The following is a 15,984-nucleotide window of genomic DNA, read 5'->3' on the forward strand; positions in this document are numbered from 1 at the left end:
GGTGGCTCTCGACGGCGATCGGATTCGCACGAAGCGAGTCAGAAGAACCGTCGTGCCTTCGAGACCGACGGGACGGCTACTCCTCCTCGTCGATCCCGTGGCGCTCGTAGAACTCCTCGGGCGTCTCCTCGATGCGCTCGAAGTCGGCGTCGAAGTAGTGTTCGTGGTGACGAACGACCTGTTCGACGATCCAGGCACTGAACTCCTCGTTGAAGCGCCACTCTCCCTCCATCTCGGGAATCTCGAAGCGCTCGTCCGTCGAGAACGCCGCGTAAACGTGGAAAAACCCGAGGATGACGTCGACGAAGTCTCGAGCCTTCTCGGCGCCGCTCTCCCGGCGGTCGGCGAGCTCCTCGTGTCCGTCGTCGGTCAGCTCGAAGTACTTTCGGTCGGGCTCGTCCTCGCGTTCGATCCGCTCGGCCCACCCCTTCTCCTCGAACTTGTAGAGGATCGGGTACACCGAGCCGTAGGACGGTTCCCAGTGGCCGCCGCTAATGTCGCGGATCTCCTTGAGAATCTCGTAGCCGTACCGGGGTTTCTCCTCGAGCAGCTCGAGGACGAGATACGCGATCACACCCTTCGGCGGTCCACTCTTCCGCATGTGCGTCGAGATTTTGACGGATGTACGTAAAGGGTTTCGGTCACCCCCGTTCACGAAGGCTCGGGAGGCAGGCGACCGACGGAGAGCTGAACAGCTCCGTCGATCGCCATCGTCAGCGATTCGAATCGTCTCGGCGAGTTCGAGCGACCAGGTGCAGGTGACACCATTGTACCGAGTACCCCACGGACGAGATATCTCGTACCGAGTAGCGAGTGTACTGTTGAGGTCAACTCAAAGACAAGCCGGGTTCTTCCTCCCACCGACGGTTGGTGAGATGGCCGCAACGACTCGGTTCACGATGCTAGGCTACTCCGCTCGGAGTTCGACAGCGCCGCCCATCTCATCCGGGTGCGTTTCACAGACGTACTGTTCGACCTCGTCGGTCGCCTCGGCGACGAGCGTCTCCGTCTCTCCCTCGTCCTCGAGGAACGCCGAGGCCGCGACGGGGTTGGAGCCGTCCCACAGCGCGAAGTTGTGGACGTCGCCGTCCCCGTTCGTAACTCGGAAATCGTACTCACGGCCCTCGTAGAGGACGATGTCCGGGTTCTCCTCGTCCTCGATGGCCTCGGGCTCGATCCCGATCCAGCCGTCGGTGTCGGCCTCGAACTCGAGCGTCGAGACGTCCTCCCACTCGTCCTCGTCGTCCTCGGGCGGGTCGGGATCGTCCTCGTCGGCTTCGTCAGTGACCGTCTCGTCGCTCTCGTTCTGATCGGGTTCGCCCTCGCCGTCGCCCGTTCCTTCGGTACAGCCGGCGGCGAGCGCGACTCCGGCGGTTGCGCCGACTAGCCGAAGCGTCGATCGTCGCGACCGTGGGTTGGTTCGGGGCATCAGTTGGTGTTCGTTCTCGAGGCACCTGAAGTAGCGGCAGACATTCGCGGGGGTTCGATAGTCGAACGGCAGCGCGAAACCCTGTCCTTCTTGACGGCGCCGGTCTAAGCCGCGCGTATGGAACGACGACGACCGCCACAGACCGAAGAGGGCTGGTACGTGCTCCACGACTTCCGGTCGATCGACTGGGACGCCTGGCGGGACGCCCCCGAACGACACCGCTCGAGCGCGCTCGAGGAGGGAGTCAACTACCTCTCAGCCGCCGAGGACGCCGTCGACGCCGAGGAGGGCGAGTCGGCGACGTTCGCGATGATCGGTCATAAGGCCGATCTGCTGGTGCTCCACCTGCGGCCGACGCTCGCCGACATCGACGCGCTGGAGCGCGGGTTCGAGCAGACCGCGCTCGCGGAGTACACCGAGCGAGCGGACTCCTATCTCTCGGTGACCGAGGTGTCGGGGTACATGTCCGAGGAGTTCTTCGAGGACGACGCGGAGGTCGAGGATACCGGGATGCGCCGGTACATCGAGACCCGGCTGAAGCCGACGATCCCGGAGGCCGAGTTCGTCAGCTTCTACCCGATGGACAAACGTCGCGGCGACGCGGACAACTGGTACGATCTACCGTTCGACGAGCGCGCCGACCACCTCTCGAGCCACGGCGAGATCGGCAAGGAGTACGCGGGGCGGGTCACCCAGATCATCTCCGGCAGCATCGGCCTGGACGACTTCGAGTGGGGTGTGACGCTGTTCGCCGACGACCCGACCGACGTCAAGGACCTGCTCTACGAGATGCGGTTCGACCCCTCGACCTCCCGGTTCGCGGAGTTCGGCCGATTCCTCTCGGGACGGCGGTTCCCGCCCGAGCAGTTAGACGCGTTCCTGGCGGGTGAGCCGATTCCCCAGGACGAGTCCGATCACGGCCACCATCACGGCGAGTCCACACACGGCGGTCACCACGGCGACTCGAGCGGCCACCATCACGGCGATTCCGACGGCTCCGACGGCCACCACGGTGGAGACGACGGGGACGACGAGTCGGTCCGCAGCGAACTCGAGGAGATGGGCGTCTACGCGGGCCAGCCCCACGGCGAGGACGTCCACGCCGTCGTGCTCTACTCGGCGGCCGACCCCGGGGAGCTGTACGAGGAGGTCGACGGCCTACGGACGAACTTCGATCACTACGACACCCACGTCAAGACCGCCGTCTACGAGCCGAGCGAACTCGCCGACGAGGAGAGCGAAACCGCCGTCGTCAGCCTCTGGGAGACCGAGCGGGCGGCCAACACCGCCGCCGGGTTCCTCGCCGACCTCCCCGAGATCGTGCGGCAGGCGGGAGACGATAGGGCGCCTGCTGGCGCCGATGGCGAGCGGGGCGACGGCCCCGCGAGCGACGACTCCTGGGGGACGATGGGAATGTTCTACGCTGTCAAGCCCGAACACCGTGAGGACTTCGTCGACACCTTCGAGGACGCCGGCGCGCTGCTCGCAGACATGGAGGGTCACCGCAAGACCGACCTGCTGGCCAACCTCGAGGACGAGAACGACATGTTCATCGCCAGCCGCTGGGACTCCCGCGAGGACGCCATGCAGTTCTTCCGCAGCGACGCCTTCGCCGACGCCGTCGAGTTCGGTCGGGACGTCCTCGAGAAGCGACCGCGACACGTCTTCCTGGCCTAGAAGGGATCCGACGGCCCGATTCCGTCGTAGAGGAGGTAGCCGGCGACCCCGGCGAGCCCAAGCACGAGCGTGAGGTAGGGCCATCGGCCAGCGTCGTGGTCGGTCAACGTGGCGTGTGCGACGATGACGACGGTGAAGCCGACGTTCGCGACCGCCATCGCGAGCAGGAACGAAACGGTTTCCATCGTTCGTAGGGTTCGGCGTCGCCCAGATAGCCGTTTCGGACCGTTATCCGCTGGTTCGGTCTCTCGAGAGCGGAGGTCTTCGGTATCCACCGCGGGTAGCCGACGCTGCGAGCCGGCCGTCGGAGAAGGGTCCCGATCGCCCGAGCGAAAATCGGGGGTGGCTCTCGTCGATTCGATCGTCGGGAACGCGGCGGAGCCGCGTTCGGTGAGTACAGTCAGTCGAAGTCGTGATCCGGATCGTCCTCGACCGTCCGCTTCATCGAGTCACGGCGGGATTTGGCGTCCCGGCCCGTCGCCTCGAGCAGGAAGTCGTTTTTCGCGTCGACGGCCTCGCCAGCGGCCTCGAGTTCGTCGGGGCCGAGTTCGGTCGGGTCGCGCTCGTGGAACTCGACGGCCAGCTTGTCCTTCTTGCCGGAGTATTCGACGGTGCCGACGATGATTTTCTCGAAGACAGGGTTGTCGGGCTCGGCGATCACGTACAGGTCGCTTCCCTTGAACTCCTGGGTGTCCGTAATCGGTCCGAAGTAGTCCTCGACAGTGGCCTCCATATCGGGAACTCGCTCCTCGAGATACTCACCGCGGCGCATCTTGTACTCCTTCATGAATTGGAGATACACGGGGGAGTGTTTACCTCTTTTCATAGCCGCTGTCGGGGTTCCCGCTGCAGTCGGGCGACAAACCCGAACGTCGCTCGAGTCGGGAACGGGCTCACGATCGTGAGGAAAGCAAGGGATCGAACGCGAACCGCGAAACCGGCGTCAGCGGTCGGGCTGTGCGCCGAGATACCCCATCTGACAGTCGGGGCAGATATCGCCGGTTCGAAGGGAGCTGCGTTCGCTACCCGCGGTAAAGCCACAGCGGGGACAGTGCAGTTTCGCCTGGCCGTCGCCACCCGGAATCCCCCCTTCGCTGCCGGGCGTCGGCGCCTCACTTGCTCGCTCGATGCCGCTTCCGGGTTCGGCACTGGCTTCCGCGTCGACCGTCGCCTCTCCGCTTCTCGAAGCCGGCGGACCGCCCGCAGGCGAACTCCCCGATCCGGACGGTTCGGGTTCCGTTTCAGGCTCGGTCTCGCCGTCGCTCGAGTTCGCCTCGATCATCTCGGCACCGGTGTCGAGCAAGATCGCGTCGTCCTCGAGCGGTTCGGACTCCCTGTCGGGCCAGTCCTCAGGGTCGTCGTCGCTCCCGTGCTCGACCGGTGGACCGACGTCGCTGGAGTCGGGCCACTCGCCGTACTCGCGGTCGCGGGTCGTCGTTCCGTCGTCTTCGAGGATCTCGCCGTCGTCGGTGACCGGATCGCCGTTCTCGTCGGTCGGGAGCTCGACTCCGGTGTCGGCGGCGTCGGTCCCGGTAGCGCTCGGCCCCGTAGAGCCGAAGCTAGTGGCGTCGGTTTCGGCGAAGTCGCTCTCGGCGGCGTCGCCCTCGGGGGGTTCGGTCTCGGGTGTTCCCTTCTCGGTTCCGTCCGGCGACGAGGGCTGTGGCGGCGGGGGCTCGCTCCCGGCGTCGTCGGCGTCGATAAATGTCGCGTCCGTTGCTCCCGATTCGGCCGTGAATCCGCCGGTGTCGGCACCGGGTTCGGCTGCCGGCGGCTCCGCCGATCGGGGTGTCGATTGCGGTTCGGGTTCGTCGGGTCGTGGGCCGGCGTCCGCCATCGAGATGCTCCGAACTTCGGTGTTCTCGCTGACGACGTGTTTGTCGCCACAGCGAGCACACTCCTCGTACTCCCGGACAGTGACGACGACCTCACTCCCCCGCTCTTCGCGCTCGCGTTCGACGTCGACGTCTCCGTAGTCGTGACCGAGCAGCGAACATCGCAGGACCATTGTCTCACCGTATCGAGTCAGGCCATAAAAAACGTACTGCATGGCCGCTGTCGCGGCTCTGTCGGTCCCGCCTGTCGATCGCTCGAGGACGGTAGCCGAACGACAAACGTCAAATCCCGGGTCGACGAATAGACCGACGGATGAGAGCAAAGCGGGAGTACCGGGACCGGGCGGAGACCGAGGTGGCGGTACTCGACGCGCTCGTCGACCGGGCCGACGACGGGATGACCATCTTCGAACTCCGCGCGGAGGCCGGAGTCGACATCGACGAACTCGAGGAGGCGCTCGCGACGCTCAAGGAAGACGGGCTGATCGACGTCGACGCGGGGGCCAGCGAGACGGTGATCAAGCCTGACGAGCGCGTCGTCCCGGAGATACCGACCGACGACGCCGACGAGCAGTCGATCGGCGACTGGCTCCGCGAACGGATGCCCTTCTGAATCGAAACGCCTGTGGGTGCCTGTCCCCTCTCGGTATCCATGAGCGTCATCGAGGCCATCCACACGGATCTCGGAGCCACGTTCGGCGATCGCGCCGGCCGAACGGTCGTCGAACACTACGGCCGTCCCGAGCGGGCCCACCGCGCGGTCAGAAACGGCGTCGGCCTGTTCGAGGCCGCCTACGGCGTCGTCGTCGTCGAGGGCGACGATCGGGTCGAGTACGTCGACAACGTCGTCTCGAATCGGGTTCCGGGCGAGGACGGGCAGGGCTGTTACGCGCTCGTCCTCGGCCCGCAGGGCCGCATCGAAATCGAACTCTACATCTACAACGCCGGCGAGCGGCTGCTCCTCTTTACGCCGCCCGCCCACGCTGACGACCTCGCCGAGGAGTGGGCCGAGAAGGTCTTTATTCAGGACGTCGAGATCCGGGTCGCGACCGACGACTACGCCGTCTTCGGCGTGCACGGCCCCCACGCGACCGAGAAGATCGCGAGCGTCCTCAACGGCGCCGCCTCGCCCGACGAACGGTACTCGTTCATCCGCGGGACGATGGGCGACGACGGCGTCACCGTCGTCCGGACCGACGCGCTCACCGGCGAGGAGAGCTACGAGGTGATCTGTGCCGTCGACGCCGCTGAGGACGTCTATGACGTCCTCCTAAACCAGGGACTCAACGCCGCCCCGTTTGGCTACCGAACGTGGGACAGCCTCTCGCTCGAGGCCGGCTCGCCGCTGTTCGAGACCGAACTCGAGGGGCAGATCCCGAACATCCTCGGCCTGCGAAACGCCTTAGACTTCGAGAAGGGGTGTTACGTCGGCCAGGAGGTCGTCTCTCGCGTCGAGAACCGCGGCCAGCCAAGCAAGCGCCTCGTCGGGCTGACCCTCGACGGCGAGGCCGTTCCCGACGCCGGCGCCGCGGTCTTCGACGGCGACTCCTCGGTCGGCGAGGTAACTCGAGCCGAGACGAGCCCGCTGCTCGAGGAGCCGATCGCGCTCGCTGTCGTCGAGTTCGGCCTCGAGGCCGACGAACTAACGGTTCGCGTCGGCGGCGAGGACGTTTCCGTCGTGCGCACCGATCTCCCGTTCGTCGACGGCTCGGATCGCTCGGACCGGCTGCCGGAGTACCAGTAGCGATCGTCGTTTTCGGGCCCCTCCGTACCCAGTTCGGCCACTCACAGGTGGTGGCGCACGCTGTCGACCGATCGAGCGTCGCGAGGTGCGAGTATGCGAGTCCCTGGAAAGCGAGTAGTACGAGATCTTTGGCGAAGTCCCCGGCCCCTTTCAGTCACCGGATTCCGACCGATGACGGATCGGGGAACACCCTTTATACGACGGCTTCGAATGGCCGACGATGAGCGATGGATCGAACCCGACGGACGCGGCGGCGGCGTTCGCCGAGCGGGCGGAGGCCGAGTACGGCGAGACGATCCGTCACCTCGTCGTGTTCGGCAGCGCCGTTCGCAGCGGCGACCGCAACGTCCACAGCAAGGCGGAACTCCTACTGGTACTCGAGGACACGGAGCCCGAGCGCGACCTCGAGGCGCTGGCCCGGGAGATCGGCCTCGAGTACGGTATCGTGCTCTCGGGACACGTCCTGCCGGCGGATCGGTACGAGGAGCAAACGGACCCCGAGTTCGTCGAGCGAGCGTTCGCCGAAGGAGAGGTATATGTATAGGCAGCGGTCACCCACGGGCGGTTCGGGATCGAGTCGCGCACGCTCGAGCGGCGTCACCCTCGAGGTGACGGATCGGTGACGATGCGGGTCACGCTGCTCGGTACCGGCGACACCACCGGAACGCCGACCGTGGGCTGTGACTGTGGAACCTGTCGGACGGCCCGCGAGCGCGGCCTCGAGCGCACTCGCTTCTCGGTTCACGTCGAGAACGAGCGCACGGACGAGTCGCTGCTGATCGACTTCAGTCCGGACTTTCGCTCCCAGTTCCTCCGCGAGGAGGTGCCGATGCCCGATGCCGGAATCATCACTCACGTCCACTTCGACCACCTCGACGGTCTGGGCAACGCCTTCCGGGTGTTCGACTCGCTCGAGGTGTACGCGGCCGACGAGACCGACCCCCGAACCGGGAACAGCGTCGCCGAGACCGTCGCCGAGGACTACCACTACCTGAACACGATCGCCGTTCGGCCGACGTCGCCGCTCGAGCCGACCCGGATCTGCGGACTCGACGTGACGCTCGTCCCGGTCGACCACCCGCCGCTGGTCTGCTACGGGCTTGCGATCGAGGACCCCGAGACGGACGCGAAGCTGTCTATCACGGGCGATACGAGCTACGCCGTTCCCGACCGCTCCCGAGAAGTCCTCGCAGGTCCGGATCTCTTGCTGGCCGACGCGATCGTTCCGGCCCACCTCTGTGCCTCCCACCCCGCCGGCGGTCGCCACGAGGGACCCGACGGGACGCCCTATACGTTCGGCTCGAAACACATGACCCGCGAGGGGGCGCTGACGCTGGCCGAGGAACTCGAGGCGAGCCGTACCCGACTCGTCCACTTGGCACACTACTATCCCGCAGAAGAGGCGTTCGAGGAGCCGCTGGCGGTCGACGGCGAGCGGTACGTCCTCGAGTGAGCGGCCTCGATCGCGACGGCGGTTAGAAGCCGCCGCCGAGCAGCAGGTCGAGGAAGTCCTGGACTGCGAAGATCGCCAGAACGAACGCAAGCAACACGAGGAACGCGTTAACGACGTTCAGCATCGGCGTGTTCCGGTACTCGCCCATCGTTTCCTTGTCGTTGACCGCCCAGAACAACAGGAGGGCGGCCAGCGGAAGGCCGAAGATCCCGTTGTACGTCGGGAAGAGGATGACCATGTCGACGACCGAGAGATCGAGAACGCTACTGATCAGCGGCGAGGCGAGTCCCAGCCCGGTCAGGCCGGCGAAGATCAGCTTGAACAGTCGGCTGCTCTGGTCGACCTCGATGTCCATCGCCTGCGGGATGATGTACGCCGGCGTCCACATGATCGGAATGATGCTGTTGAACGCCGCGGCCGTCACGCCCGCGATGAAAAGCACCATCGCCCACGTTCCGAACACGTCGACGAGCGCCTCGCCGGGGGTCATGAACGACTCGAGTTCGGTAAAGCCCATCGGCTGTAACACCGCGGCCGAGACGACCAGGATCGCGACCGTGGTGATCCCGCCGACTGTGAAGCCGACGGCAAGGTCTCGGCGGGCGTCGGCGACATCGCTCTCGTCGGTCCAGCCCTTCTCCTCGACGAGGATCGACTCGAGGAAGAAGTTGGGCCACAGCGCGGTCGTCCCCAGGAGACCTGCGGCGATCGCGAGCGCGCCAAGCGAATCCGACGTCGGGACGAACCCGAGCGCGACCGCGCCGAGGTCCGGATTGCTCGGGCCGGCGACGGCGAGATAGAGCACCATCACGGACAGCATCATGATGATCATCAGCTTCTCGATCTTCTCGTAGTTCAACAGTCCGACCCCTATGGCCAGCAGCGTCGTCAGGACGGCGATCGGCTGCCAGTCGATGGCACCCCCGGTAACGAAGGAGACCCCCGCGCCGACGGCGGCAACGAGGCCGAGCGTCCAGGCGACACAGCCGATCGAGAGGAACACCGCGATCGCCGTCGCGGGCCCCTTGCCGAGTTTTTCACGGACGAAGGGCATGAGTGGCCGACCGTGTATCCCGAGTCGTGCGCTCATGTCCTGTGCCATGACGCCGAGCAACACCGCGCCGACGACGGCCCACAGCAGCGTGTAGCCGTGCATGACCCCGGCCTGGCTCGCGATGAACACCGACCCGGAGCCGAAGTAGCTGGCGACCATGACGAACGCCAGCCCGTACTCCTGTACTGCATCTGACAGCTCTTGTGCGATTCGTGTCGTGAAGTTTTCAGTGGTTCCCATGAATTAAATTTCCGGCAGTTCCGCCCGAGGCAGTTCGGTCAACGTACAGAGATAGTATCGCGAAGTCAACCAAATATAACGACTCCGCACGTAAAAGGCTCGGCGTTTCACTTTCCAGGGAAAGGGGACGAGAGCCTTCGATACTCAGTATCGAAAGCGATCCGTATTCACCAGCGATCGATCACCGGAAGCGCTCGAGTCCGGTCTGGCGGTGACGTTTCCCGTCCGGATCGGCGACCCAGTCGGTTCGGTCGTCCCGTTCGGTCTCGAGGTCGACCTCCGGTCCGGGTTCGGACTCGTACCCAGGGCAGTCGGTGCCGCAGTCGGTCTCCGCGTCGACGACTCCGTGCGCCCACTCGCAGTACGGCAGCGTCGCGCCGCTCGAGTCCATGGCTCGACAGCTGGCACAGTCGGGAAAACCGTAGGTTCGCCACCCCTTGCCGTAGGCTCGCTCGGCGAGGCGCCGACGGGCGCGTGCCTTCGCCGCGGGCGAGACGACAGCAACGTCGGTTCGACCGGGGTGTGTCTCGAGGGGTTCGACTCCCGGCTCGGCGACCGCCAGGGGGGTCGGCTCGCGGAGCACGTCGATTTCGCGGACCGCGCCCTCCTCACGACGGACACGCCAGATCCCGACCTCGTCGGGGATGCGATTGCGGTGGGCGCCCGTGACGTAGCTCTCGGTCGCCAGCACGACCTCGTCGACGAGTCCGAGGCTAACGTCCGTTCGGAGCTGAGCCTCGAGTTCACCGGGCCGGCCGAGATCCGGTTTGTTCTCGATGCCGACGATCCGATCGTACCAGTCGGGGTACCGTGCGACCTGGCGGACGTACTCCCGGCCGTTGTGGCGCTCGGGCTCGAAGAAGCCGATCTCGAGGGCGCGCTCGGTCGCCCGCCGCGCCCGTTCGGGATGGCAGTCGAACGCGTCTTTCCAGTACCGCGCGCGGCCGGGGCCGACCGCTGATTCGATCGCCGCGGTGGGTATCGCCTCGGCCGTGATCGCGGTCCGATCCGCGAATCGGTGGCCGGGAGCGACGGCGACGATATCGAGGACGCGCCCGCCCGGATCCGCGACGCCCGCGCCGAGCTGGCGGGCGAGGAGGCGGTCGCCGCGGAACTCGAGGGCGGCACACAGCTCGAGTTCGAAAGCGAACTCGCTCACGAGGGGACGAACGGGCGGTAGCGAAAAAAGGGGGCCGGTCGCGCACTCCAGTGAGAGACAGTGTCACGAGAGACAACAGGATTAATCACCCTGCGGTCCAAAGCCGGATGGTATATGGGGGTACTCGATGCACTCGGTGTTCGAGGCCACGATGGGACGACGCGTTACGAGTGTCGAAACTGCGGGAGAGAGCTGACGGCCGACGCCGAGGAGTGTACCGGTTGTGGCTCCCGCGAGATCGCACACTACGAGTTCTGACGTCGTTTTGGCTTTGCCGTCTGAGATCCGAACGGCCGGAGTACGTCGCTCACCGCGAGCGAAACGCTGATTTACGAACGAGACCATCCGCCGATGAGGAATGGCGAACAGGGACGACGTTTCCAGAGAACTCGGGGAGTGTACGGAGTGTGGCACGGTCTACGCGGCCAGACGGTGGCCAGACGGGACGATCAAGGCGATCGGAAGTGAGAGCTGTCAGTGTGGGTGTACCGACTTCGCTCTCGTCGAGACTGACGAGGAGACGGTGCCGCCGAACGAAGCGGAGTAGACAGCCACACCGCCGAGTGACGTTCGCGACGAGCCGCGACGCCCTCGACCGGACCGAGGCTCAGCGCGCCTTTGGCTGCGGATTGGGATGGTTCAGATCGTCGGTCGACGGCCGACGACCGCGTCGGCGATACCACTCGAGGAGCCATCGGCCGGCGACCGACGCTCCGACGGGAACGGCGACGACGGTCGCGAAGCCGACCGCTAACGCGACCGAGGCGGTGACCAGCGGCAGTCCGGCGACGGTCGCCGCGGCGGTCGTCGCGGTCACGAGCGCGGTGCTGAACGCGACGACGGTGAGGACACACGAGGCGAACGCCGACGTGAGACTGCGATCGGTGCCGGGCGGTGCGGTCGGGGGAGGGGAGTACGGTGGGTGCATCGGTTCTCGACCGTACCGACGCGCCGATGCGGATTAAGTGTAACCTGAAAAACATTTCTGTAACGTCCGTTACTGAAGGAGATTTCAGGACGGGTGGCCGACTGTACGGCTACTCGATCGATTCGGCCGTTCGGCCTCGAGAACCGACGGCTTCCCAGGGGAGGCTGCCGCAGTTCCACGCGGTGACGGTCCGCTGTCGACCCCACGATCGGTCCCCGCGCTTCCTCCGCGGCGGTCACCCGACCGTACGTCGCTCGCGTTCGCTCACCGACTCGTCTCGAGCACCGAGAGATCCTCGGCCATCCTGACCCGGAGTTCGTCGCCGGCCACCGGCAGCCGCACCTCGAGACGGTAGGGGTCGCGCTCGACGATTCGCGTGTACTCGGCGGAGACACACCACGGGAGCGTCCAGTAGGGTCGGTCGTCGAGCGAGACGCCTCGCTCGTCGTGAAAGCGGACCACCGTCGAGTGATCGAGCAATCGGAGCCCGGCGGCCGAACAGAGGGTGTGACCGCACTGGATGCACTCGTGATCGACGCGAACGCCGACGCCGAGACAGCACTCGCCGGATTCGGCGATCCCGGTTTCCATCCGTCCGCTGCACTCCGGACAGACGCCGTCGGCCGCCAGACAGTGGAGGTGGCGGACGCGCTGGTCGAAGGCGTCGGCGATCTCCGCGGGCGTCCGGTCGTTCAGACCACCGGGCGGGAAGCCGTACTCGCCGTGGCACTGCCCGCAGTCCCGACAGTCGATCGCGAGGTGTTCGTCCGCGTAGGCGGCCCGGAGCGAACCGCCGCAGTCGAAACACTCCCCCGTGACGGGGAACGGCTCGAGCGTCGGCTGCTGATTGAACGACCCGGCGATCACCGAGCGGACGACCTTCTGGCCGGCGTGTTTGAACGCGTACCCATCCTCTCGACGGGTGACGAAATGGCCGGTGAGTTTCTGCAGATGGTAGTTGAACTGTGCGGAGTCGCGCATCCCGACCGCTCGGCGCAGCTCCGAGAACGACACCGGACGCTCGTCGGCCGCCCACAGCGCCTCGAGGATCGCGAGGCGGGTCTCGTTGCCGATCAGCGCGAACGCGTCGGCCGGGTCCAGACACTCTGCACACTCGAGAACCGATTCGGAGTCGGTGTCGCTCGAAACGGATGAGTCGCTCATGTGAGGGTCTACCACCCAACCGAGCTAAAGCGTTCGCTCAACGCCGTTTCTGTAGTATTTATGTCGCCTTTGTCAGGACGGAGCTCAGTCCGACTCGATCTGAGAGGGAGCACGGGCTCCAGCCACCGACGGACGCGTTCGCGATCGGAAGGAATTTCGGTCGCTGTAACGGTGTGCAATCGATGAGCAACAACCGACGCCCGACGACGCGCCGTCGGCTACTCGCCGGCGCGGGCTCGATCGGAGTTCTCGGAGCCGCCGGCTGTCTCGACGACGGCGAACCCGGCGAGTCGACGGACGACTCGAGTGACGAAGACGACGAACAGACCGACGATCCCGACGACGGCGAGTTCGACGACGACCTGGTCGACGATCCGGTCGACGACGCGGACCACGAGGTCGACGTCTCCGAACTGCTCGTTTACGACCGTGACGGCGAACAGGTCGCGAACTCCCACGCCGGCCACTGGCACTACGAGACCGAGACGGGCGGACTGCCGGCGATCGAGCCGGGTTCGGCTATCGAACTCGAAGCCGTCTTCACCAAAGACGGCGAGGAACTCCCGCTGGGCGAGGACGAGCCGTACCGCCTGAGTGTCGAGCTCGCAGACGGGGACGACGAAATCGTCGACATCGACGCTGACCCCGCGACCGTCTCGATTTCGGGCGAACAGGCGGGAGAGACGGCGACCGTCTTCGAGCTGCTCGAGGACGGAGACGGCATCTGGGAGGCGCCCCCGATCGATACCTTCGTCAAGGAGTAACGAGGTCGAGATCGCCCGACTGCGCGGAACTGTTTGGTGTCGTGATACGCTCCGAGAACAGTAGGTTTATCAGTCGCACGAGGGAACTCCTACCTAAGATTACTCATCGTCTTATGGCAGGAAATCAACAACCGGAGGTGAACATCGGACTCGTCGGCCACGTCGATCACGGCAAGACGACGCTGGTGCAGGCTCTCAGCGGATCGTGGACGGACCAGCACTCGGAGGAGATGAAACGCGGTATCTCCATCCGGCTGGGGTATGCGGACGCGACGTTCCGTCACTGTCCCGATCTCGACGAGCCCGAACGGTACACCGTCGAACAGGAGTGTGCGGACGGCTCGCCGAGTGAGCCGCTTCGAACGGTCTCGTTCGTCGACGCACCGGGTCACGAGACGCTGATGGCAACGATGCTCTCGGGGGCCTCGCTGATGGACGGCGCCGTGTTAGTCGTCAGCGCCAACGAGCCCGTCCCACAGCCACAGACCGAGGAGCACCTGATGGCGCTGGACATCATCGGGATCGACAACATCGTCATCGCCCAGAACAAGGTCGACCTCGTCGACTCCCAGCAGGCCCGACAGAACTACCAGGAGATCCAGGAGTTCGTCGAGGGCACCGTCGCCGAGGACGCACCCGTCGTCCCCGTCTCGGCCGGCCAGGAGGTCAACCTCGACCTGCTGATCCAGGCGATCGAAGAGGAGATTCCCACACCCGAGCGGGATCCCGCAACCGACGCCCGGATGCACGTCGCCCGGAGCTTCGACATCAACAAACCCGGGACGACCGCCGCAAACCTCGCCGGCGGCGTCCTCGGCGGAAGCCTCGTCCGAGGCGAGCTCGAGCTCGACGACGACCTCGAGATCCGTCCGGGACGGGAGGTCGAGGAGGGCGGCCAGACCGAGTACGTCCCGATCCAGACGACGGTTCGGTCGCTGCAGGCCGGCGGCGCCGACGCGGAGTCGGTCACGCCCGGCGGGCTGCTCGGGGTCGGCACCGGACTCGATCCCTCGCTGACGAAAGGCGACGCTCTCGCGGGACGGATCGCCGGTCCGCCGGGGTCGCTCCCACCGACCTGGGAGCAGTTCACGATGGACGTCGATCTCCTCGATCGCGTCGTCGGTAACGTCGAGGAGACGAGCGGGCCGGGCGACGCGGCCGACATCGACGAGATCAGCACGGGCGAGCCCCTGATGATGACCGTCGGCACGGCGACGACCGTCGGCGCGGTCACGAGCGCCCGCAGCGGGGAATGTGAGGTCAAGCTCAAACGCCCCGTCGCGGCCGAGCCCGGCGCGAAGATCGCGATCAATCGCCGGATCGGCGCCCGCTGGCGGCTGATCGGGCTGGGAACGCTTCGCGAGTAACACGACGACAGCGCCATGAGCACCCGGGTCGCCCTCGACACGAGCGCGTTGATGATGCCGGTCGAGCTGGATGTCCGGCTGTTCGACGAACTCGAGCGGCTGATCGGCTCTGCAGAGCTGGTGGCACCCCAGCCCGTGATCGAGGAGCTCCGGCGGCTCTCGGAGAAGGGCGGCACCGAAGGAACCGCCGCGTCGGTCGGCCACGACCTGGCGACCGAACGCTGTCTCGTCGTCGACACGGAGGAGTCGTACGCCGACGACGCCCTGGTCGAACTCGCCCGCGAGGGAAGCGTCGACTACGTCGTCACGAACGATCGCCCGCTGCGCGACCGGGTGCTCGAGGCGAGCATACCGGTACTTGCATTACGCGGGAGAAACAAGCTGGCAATCACTCAACCATAGATGTACAAACGGGTCAAACTGAAGGATACGGTCGAAGTACCGCCGAAAGCGCTCGGTGACGTCTCGCCGAAGCTGGTCAAGCAACTGCTGCAGGACAAACTCGAGGGTCGGATGGACGAACAGGTCGGCAGCGTCGTCTCGGTCACCCAGGTCCACGACATCGGTGAGGGAGCCGTGCTCCCGAACAAGCCGGGGGTCTACTACGAGGCCGAGTTCGACGCCGTGACGTTCGACCCCGACATGCAAGAGGTCGTCGACGGCACGATCGTCGAGGTCGTCGAGTTCGGCGCCTTCGTTGGGATCGGCCCCGTCGACGGACTGCTCCACGTCTCCCAGATCTCCGACGAATACCTCGCCTTCGACGGCGAGAACCAGCAGCTCGCCTCGAACGAGTCCAACCGCACACTGGGCGTCGACGACGCCGTTCGAGCGCGCATCGTCACCAAGAGCATCGACGAACGCAACCCGCGCGACTCGAAGATCGGTCTCACCGCGAAACAGCCCGGACTCGGCAAACACGGCTGGCTCGAGGAGGACCACGAGAAGCGCGAAGCGGCCACGGGTGAGTAACGATGGCATCCGATCGACTCGTCTGTCGTGAGTGCCACCGGGTCAACGATCCCGACAGCGGCACCTGCGACTCCTGTAACTCCTCCTCGCTGACCGAGGACTGGGCCGGCTACGTCGTCATCGCCCATCCCGAGGACAGCGAGATCGCCACGGAGATGCAGGTCACCGAACCCGGTGCGTACGCGCTGAAGGTTCGGTAAC

At 65.9% G+C, this 15,984-nt stretch carries 21 protein-coding genes; 12 read left to right on the forward strand and 9 right to left on the reverse strand.

Annotated features, from left to right (window positions below):
- Nucleotides 1–76: 76 nt before the first annotated feature.
- Both QA600_RS05390 and QA600_RS05395 read right to left on the reverse strand, forming a co-directional pair.
- Nucleotides 77–601, reverse strand: a complete 525-nt coding sequence (locus QA600_RS05390) for a PadR family transcriptional regulator (RefSeq protein WP_278290935.1) — start codon at nt 599–601, stop codon at nt 77–79.
- Between the two features lie 306 nt (nt 602–907).
- Entirely contained in the window at nt 908–1,429 is a 522-nt protein-coding gene (locus QA600_RS05395; RefSeq protein ID WP_278290936.1) for a hypothetical protein, read from the reverse strand.
- A 117-nt stretch (nt 1,430–1,546) separates the two neighbouring features.
- On the opposite strand from QA600_RS05395, the gene QA600_RS05400 reads away from it, so the two are divergent.
- The gene (locus QA600_RS05400) at nt 1,547–3,106 is read left to right on the forward strand and encodes a heme-binding protein (protein ID WP_278290937.1); all 1,560 of its coding nucleotides are present in this window, start codon (nt 1,547–1,549) and stop codon (nt 3,104–3,106) included.
- On the opposite strand, the gene QA600_RS05405 is transcribed toward QA600_RS05400, so the two are convergent.
- The 3 genes from QA600_RS05405 to QA600_RS05415 all read right to left on the reverse strand — a co-directional run bounded on the left by QA600_RS05405 (nt 3,103) and on the right by QA600_RS05415 (nt 5,111).
- On the reverse strand, nt 3,103–3,291 hold the full coding sequence (locus QA600_RS05405) for a hypothetical protein (protein ID WP_005553076.1): 189 nt from the start codon (nt 3,289–3,291) through the stop codon (nt 3,103–3,105). The genes QA600_RS05400 and QA600_RS05405 overlap by 4 nt on opposite strands.
- A gap of 215 nt (nt 3,292–3,506) precedes the next feature.
- Nucleotides 3,507–3,893, reverse strand: a complete 387-nt coding sequence (locus QA600_RS05410; RefSeq protein WP_278290938.1) for a DUF5611 family protein — start codon at nt 3,891–3,893, stop codon at nt 3,507–3,509.
- Nucleotides 3,894–4,049: 156 nt separating this feature from the next.
- Nucleotides 4,050–5,111: a hypothetical protein gene (locus QA600_RS05415; protein WP_278290940.1), complete on the reverse strand. Its 1,062-nt coding sequence runs from the start codon at nt 5,109–5,111 to the stop codon at nt 4,050–4,052.
- Between the two features lie 140 nt (nt 5,112–5,251).
- Here QA600_RS05415 and QA600_RS05420 point away from each other — a divergent pair, with 140 nt between their 5' ends.
- The 4 genes from QA600_RS05420 (at nt 5,252) to QA600_RS05435 (ending at nt 8,135) form a co-directional block, all read left to right on the forward strand.
- Complete coding sequence (locus tag QA600_RS05420) at nt 5,252–5,551, forward strand: DUF6432 family protein (RefSeq protein ID WP_005553080.1); 300 nt, start codon at nt 5,252–5,254, stop codon at nt 5,549–5,551.
- 39 nt (nt 5,552–5,590) lie between these two features.
- Complete coding sequence (locus tag QA600_RS05425; RefSeq protein ID WP_278290941.1) at nt 5,591–6,682, forward strand: aminomethyltransferase family protein; 1,092 nt, start codon at nt 5,591–5,593, stop codon at nt 6,680–6,682.
- A gap of 220 nt (nt 6,683–6,902) precedes the next feature.
- Nucleotides 6,903–7,226, forward strand: a complete 324-nt coding sequence (locus QA600_RS05430) for a hypothetical protein (RefSeq protein ID WP_278290942.1) — start codon at nt 6,903–6,905, stop codon at nt 7,224–7,226.
- An 81-nt stretch (nt 7,227–7,307) separates the two neighbouring features.
- Nucleotides 7,308–8,135, forward strand: coding sequence for an MBL fold metallo-hydrolase (locus QA600_RS05435; protein WP_278291017.1), 828 nt, complete (start codon nt 7,308–7,310; stop codon nt 8,133–8,135).
- Nucleotides 8,136–8,157: 22 nt separating this feature from the next.
- Here QA600_RS05435 and QA600_RS05440 read toward each other — a convergent pair whose 3' ends face one another.
- Nucleotides 8,158–9,429, reverse strand: a complete 1,272-nt coding sequence (locus QA600_RS05440) for a divalent metal cation transporter (protein WP_278290943.1) — start codon at nt 9,427–9,429, stop codon at nt 8,158–8,160.
- A gap of 181 nt (nt 9,430–9,610) precedes the next feature.
- Nucleotides 9,611–10,588, reverse strand: a complete 978-nt coding sequence (locus QA600_RS05445; RefSeq protein WP_278290944.1) for a DUF5787 family protein — start codon at nt 10,586–10,588, stop codon at nt 9,611–9,613.
- Nucleotides 10,589–10,702: 114 nt separating this feature from the next.
- On the opposite strand from QA600_RS05445, the gene QA600_RS05450 reads away from it, so the two are divergent.
- Complete coding sequence (locus tag QA600_RS05450; protein WP_278290945.1) at nt 10,703–10,846, forward strand: hypothetical protein; 144 nt, start codon at nt 10,703–10,705, stop codon at nt 10,844–10,846.
- A 100-nt stretch (nt 10,847–10,946) separates the two neighbouring features.
- A complete protein-coding gene (locus QA600_RS05455; protein WP_278290946.1) occupies nt 10,947–11,135 on the forward strand; it encodes a hypothetical protein in 189 nt (62 codons plus the stop codon).
- Between the two features lie 60 nt (nt 11,136–11,195).
- On the opposite strand, the gene QA600_RS05460 is transcribed toward QA600_RS05455, so the two are convergent.
- Nucleotides 11,196–11,516, reverse strand: coding sequence for a hypothetical protein (locus QA600_RS05460; RefSeq protein ID WP_278290947.1), 321 nt, complete (start codon nt 11,514–11,516; stop codon nt 11,196–11,198).
- A gap of 264 nt (nt 11,517–11,780) precedes the next feature.
- A complete protein-coding gene (locus tag QA600_RS05465) occupies nt 11,781–12,680 on the reverse strand; it encodes a winged helix-turn-helix domain-containing protein (RefSeq protein WP_278290948.1) in 900 nt (299 codons plus the stop codon).
- A gap of 182 nt (nt 12,681–12,862) precedes the next feature.
- Here QA600_RS05465 and QA600_RS05470 point away from each other — a divergent pair, with 182 nt between their 5' ends.
- The 5 genes from QA600_RS05470 to spt4 all read left to right on the forward strand — a co-directional run bounded on the left by QA600_RS05470 (nt 12,863) and on the right by spt4 (nt 15,983).
- The gene (locus tag QA600_RS05470; protein WP_278290949.1) at nt 12,863–13,444 is read left to right on the forward strand and encodes a hypothetical protein; all 582 of its coding nucleotides are present in this window, start codon (nt 12,863–12,865) and stop codon (nt 13,442–13,444) included.
- 113 nt (nt 13,445–13,557) lie between these two features.
- Nucleotides 13,558–14,811, forward strand: a complete 1,254-nt coding sequence (locus QA600_RS05475) for a translation initiation factor IF-2 subunit gamma (protein ID WP_278290950.1) — start codon at nt 13,558–13,560, stop codon at nt 14,809–14,811.
- Between the two features lie 15 nt (nt 14,812–14,826).
- Nucleotides 14,827–15,213 carry a DUF188 domain-containing protein gene (locus QA600_RS05480; RefSeq protein WP_005553098.1) on the forward strand — a complete coding sequence of 129 codons (387 nt, stop codon included), beginning with the start codon at nt 14,827–14,829 and terminating at the stop codon, nt 15,211–15,213.
- On the forward strand, nt 15,214–15,783 hold the full coding sequence (locus tag QA600_RS05485) for a DNA-directed RNA polymerase (protein WP_005553099.1): 570 nt from the start codon (nt 15,214–15,216) through the stop codon (nt 15,781–15,783).
- Nucleotides 15,784–15,785: 2 nt separating this feature from the next.
- Nucleotides 15,786–15,983 carry a transcription elongation factor subunit Spt4 gene (spt4, locus tag QA600_RS05490; RefSeq protein WP_005553101.1) on the forward strand — a complete coding sequence of 66 codons (198 nt, stop codon included), beginning with the start codon at nt 15,786–15,788 and terminating at the stop codon, nt 15,981–15,983.
- The last annotated feature ends 1 nt before the right edge of the window (nt 15,984 follow it).

The sequence above is a fragment of the Natronococcus sp. A-GB1 genome, assembly GCF_029688845.1.
Classification (GTDB): domain Archaea; phylum Halobacteriota; class Halobacteria; order Halobacteriales; family Natrialbaceae; genus Natronococcus.

Bases quoted from the DNA above. Each gene is read 5' to 3' on its own strand.
- QA600_RS05390 (WP_278290935.1), bottom strand. From the start codon at position 601: ATGCGGAAGAGTGGACCGCCGAAGGGTGTGATCGCGTATCTCGTCCTC.
- QA600_RS05395 (WP_278290936.1), bottom strand. From the start codon at position 1,429: ATGCCCCGAACCAACCCACGGTCGCGACGATCGACGCTTCGGCTAGTC.
- QA600_RS05400 (WP_278290937.1), top strand. From the start codon at position 1,547: ATGGAACGACGACGACCGCCACAGACCGAAGAGGGCTGGTACGTGCTC.
- QA600_RS05405 (WP_005553076.1), bottom strand. From the start codon at position 3,291: ATGGAAACCGTTTCGTTCCTGCTCGCGATGGCGGTCGCGAACGTCGGC.
- QA600_RS05410 (WP_278290938.1), bottom strand. From the start codon at position 3,893: ATGAAGGAGTACAAGATGCGCCGCGGTGAGTATCTCGAGGAGCGAGTT.
- QA600_RS05415 (WP_278290940.1), bottom strand. From the start codon at position 5,111: ATGGTCCTGCGATGTTCGCTGCTCGGTCACGACTACGGAGACGTCGAC.
- QA600_RS05420 (WP_005553080.1), top strand. From the start codon at position 5,252: ATGAGAGCAAAGCGGGAGTACCGGGACCGGGCGGAGACCGAGGTGGCG.
- QA600_RS05425 (WP_278290941.1), top strand. From the start codon at position 5,591: ATGAGCGTCATCGAGGCCATCCACACGGATCTCGGAGCCACGTTCGGC.
- QA600_RS05430 (WP_278290942.1), top strand. From the start codon at position 6,903: ATGAGCGATGGATCGAACCCGACGGACGCGGCGGCGGCGTTCGCCGAG.
- QA600_RS05435 (WP_278291017.1), top strand. From the start codon at position 7,308: ATGCGGGTCACGCTGCTCGGTACCGGCGACACCACCGGAACGCCGACC.
- QA600_RS05440 (WP_278290943.1), bottom strand. From the start codon at position 9,429: ATGGGAACCACTGAAAACTTCACGACACGAATCGCACAAGAGCTGTCA.
- QA600_RS05450 (WP_278290945.1), top strand. From the start codon at position 10,703: ATGGGGGTACTCGATGCACTCGGTGTTCGAGGCCACGATGGGACGACG.
- QA600_RS05455 (WP_278290946.1), top strand. From the start codon at position 10,947: ATGGCGAACAGGGACGACGTTTCCAGAGAACTCGGGGAGTGTACGGAG.
- QA600_RS05460 (WP_278290947.1), bottom strand. From the start codon at position 11,516: ATGCACCCACCGTACTCCCCTCCCCCGACCGCACCGCCCGGCACCGAT.
- QA600_RS05465 (WP_278290948.1), bottom strand. From the start codon at position 12,680: ATGAGCGACTCATCCGTTTCGAGCGACACCGACTCCGAATCGGTTCTC.
- QA600_RS05470 (WP_278290949.1), top strand. From the start codon at position 12,863: ATGAGCAACAACCGACGCCCGACGACGCGCCGTCGGCTACTCGCCGGC.
- QA600_RS05475 (WP_278290950.1), top strand. From the start codon at position 13,558: ATGGCAGGAAATCAACAACCGGAGGTGAACATCGGACTCGTCGGCCAC.
- QA600_RS05480 (WP_005553098.1), top strand. From the start codon at position 14,827: ATGAGCACCCGGGTCGCCCTCGACACGAGCGCGTTGATGATGCCGGTC.
- QA600_RS05485 (WP_005553099.1), top strand. From the start codon at position 15,214: ATGTACAAACGGGTCAAACTGAAGGATACGGTCGAAGTACCGCCGAAA.
- spt4 (WP_005553101.1), top strand. From the start codon at position 15,786: ATGGCATCCGATCGACTCGTCTGTCGTGAGTGCCACCGGGTCAACGAT.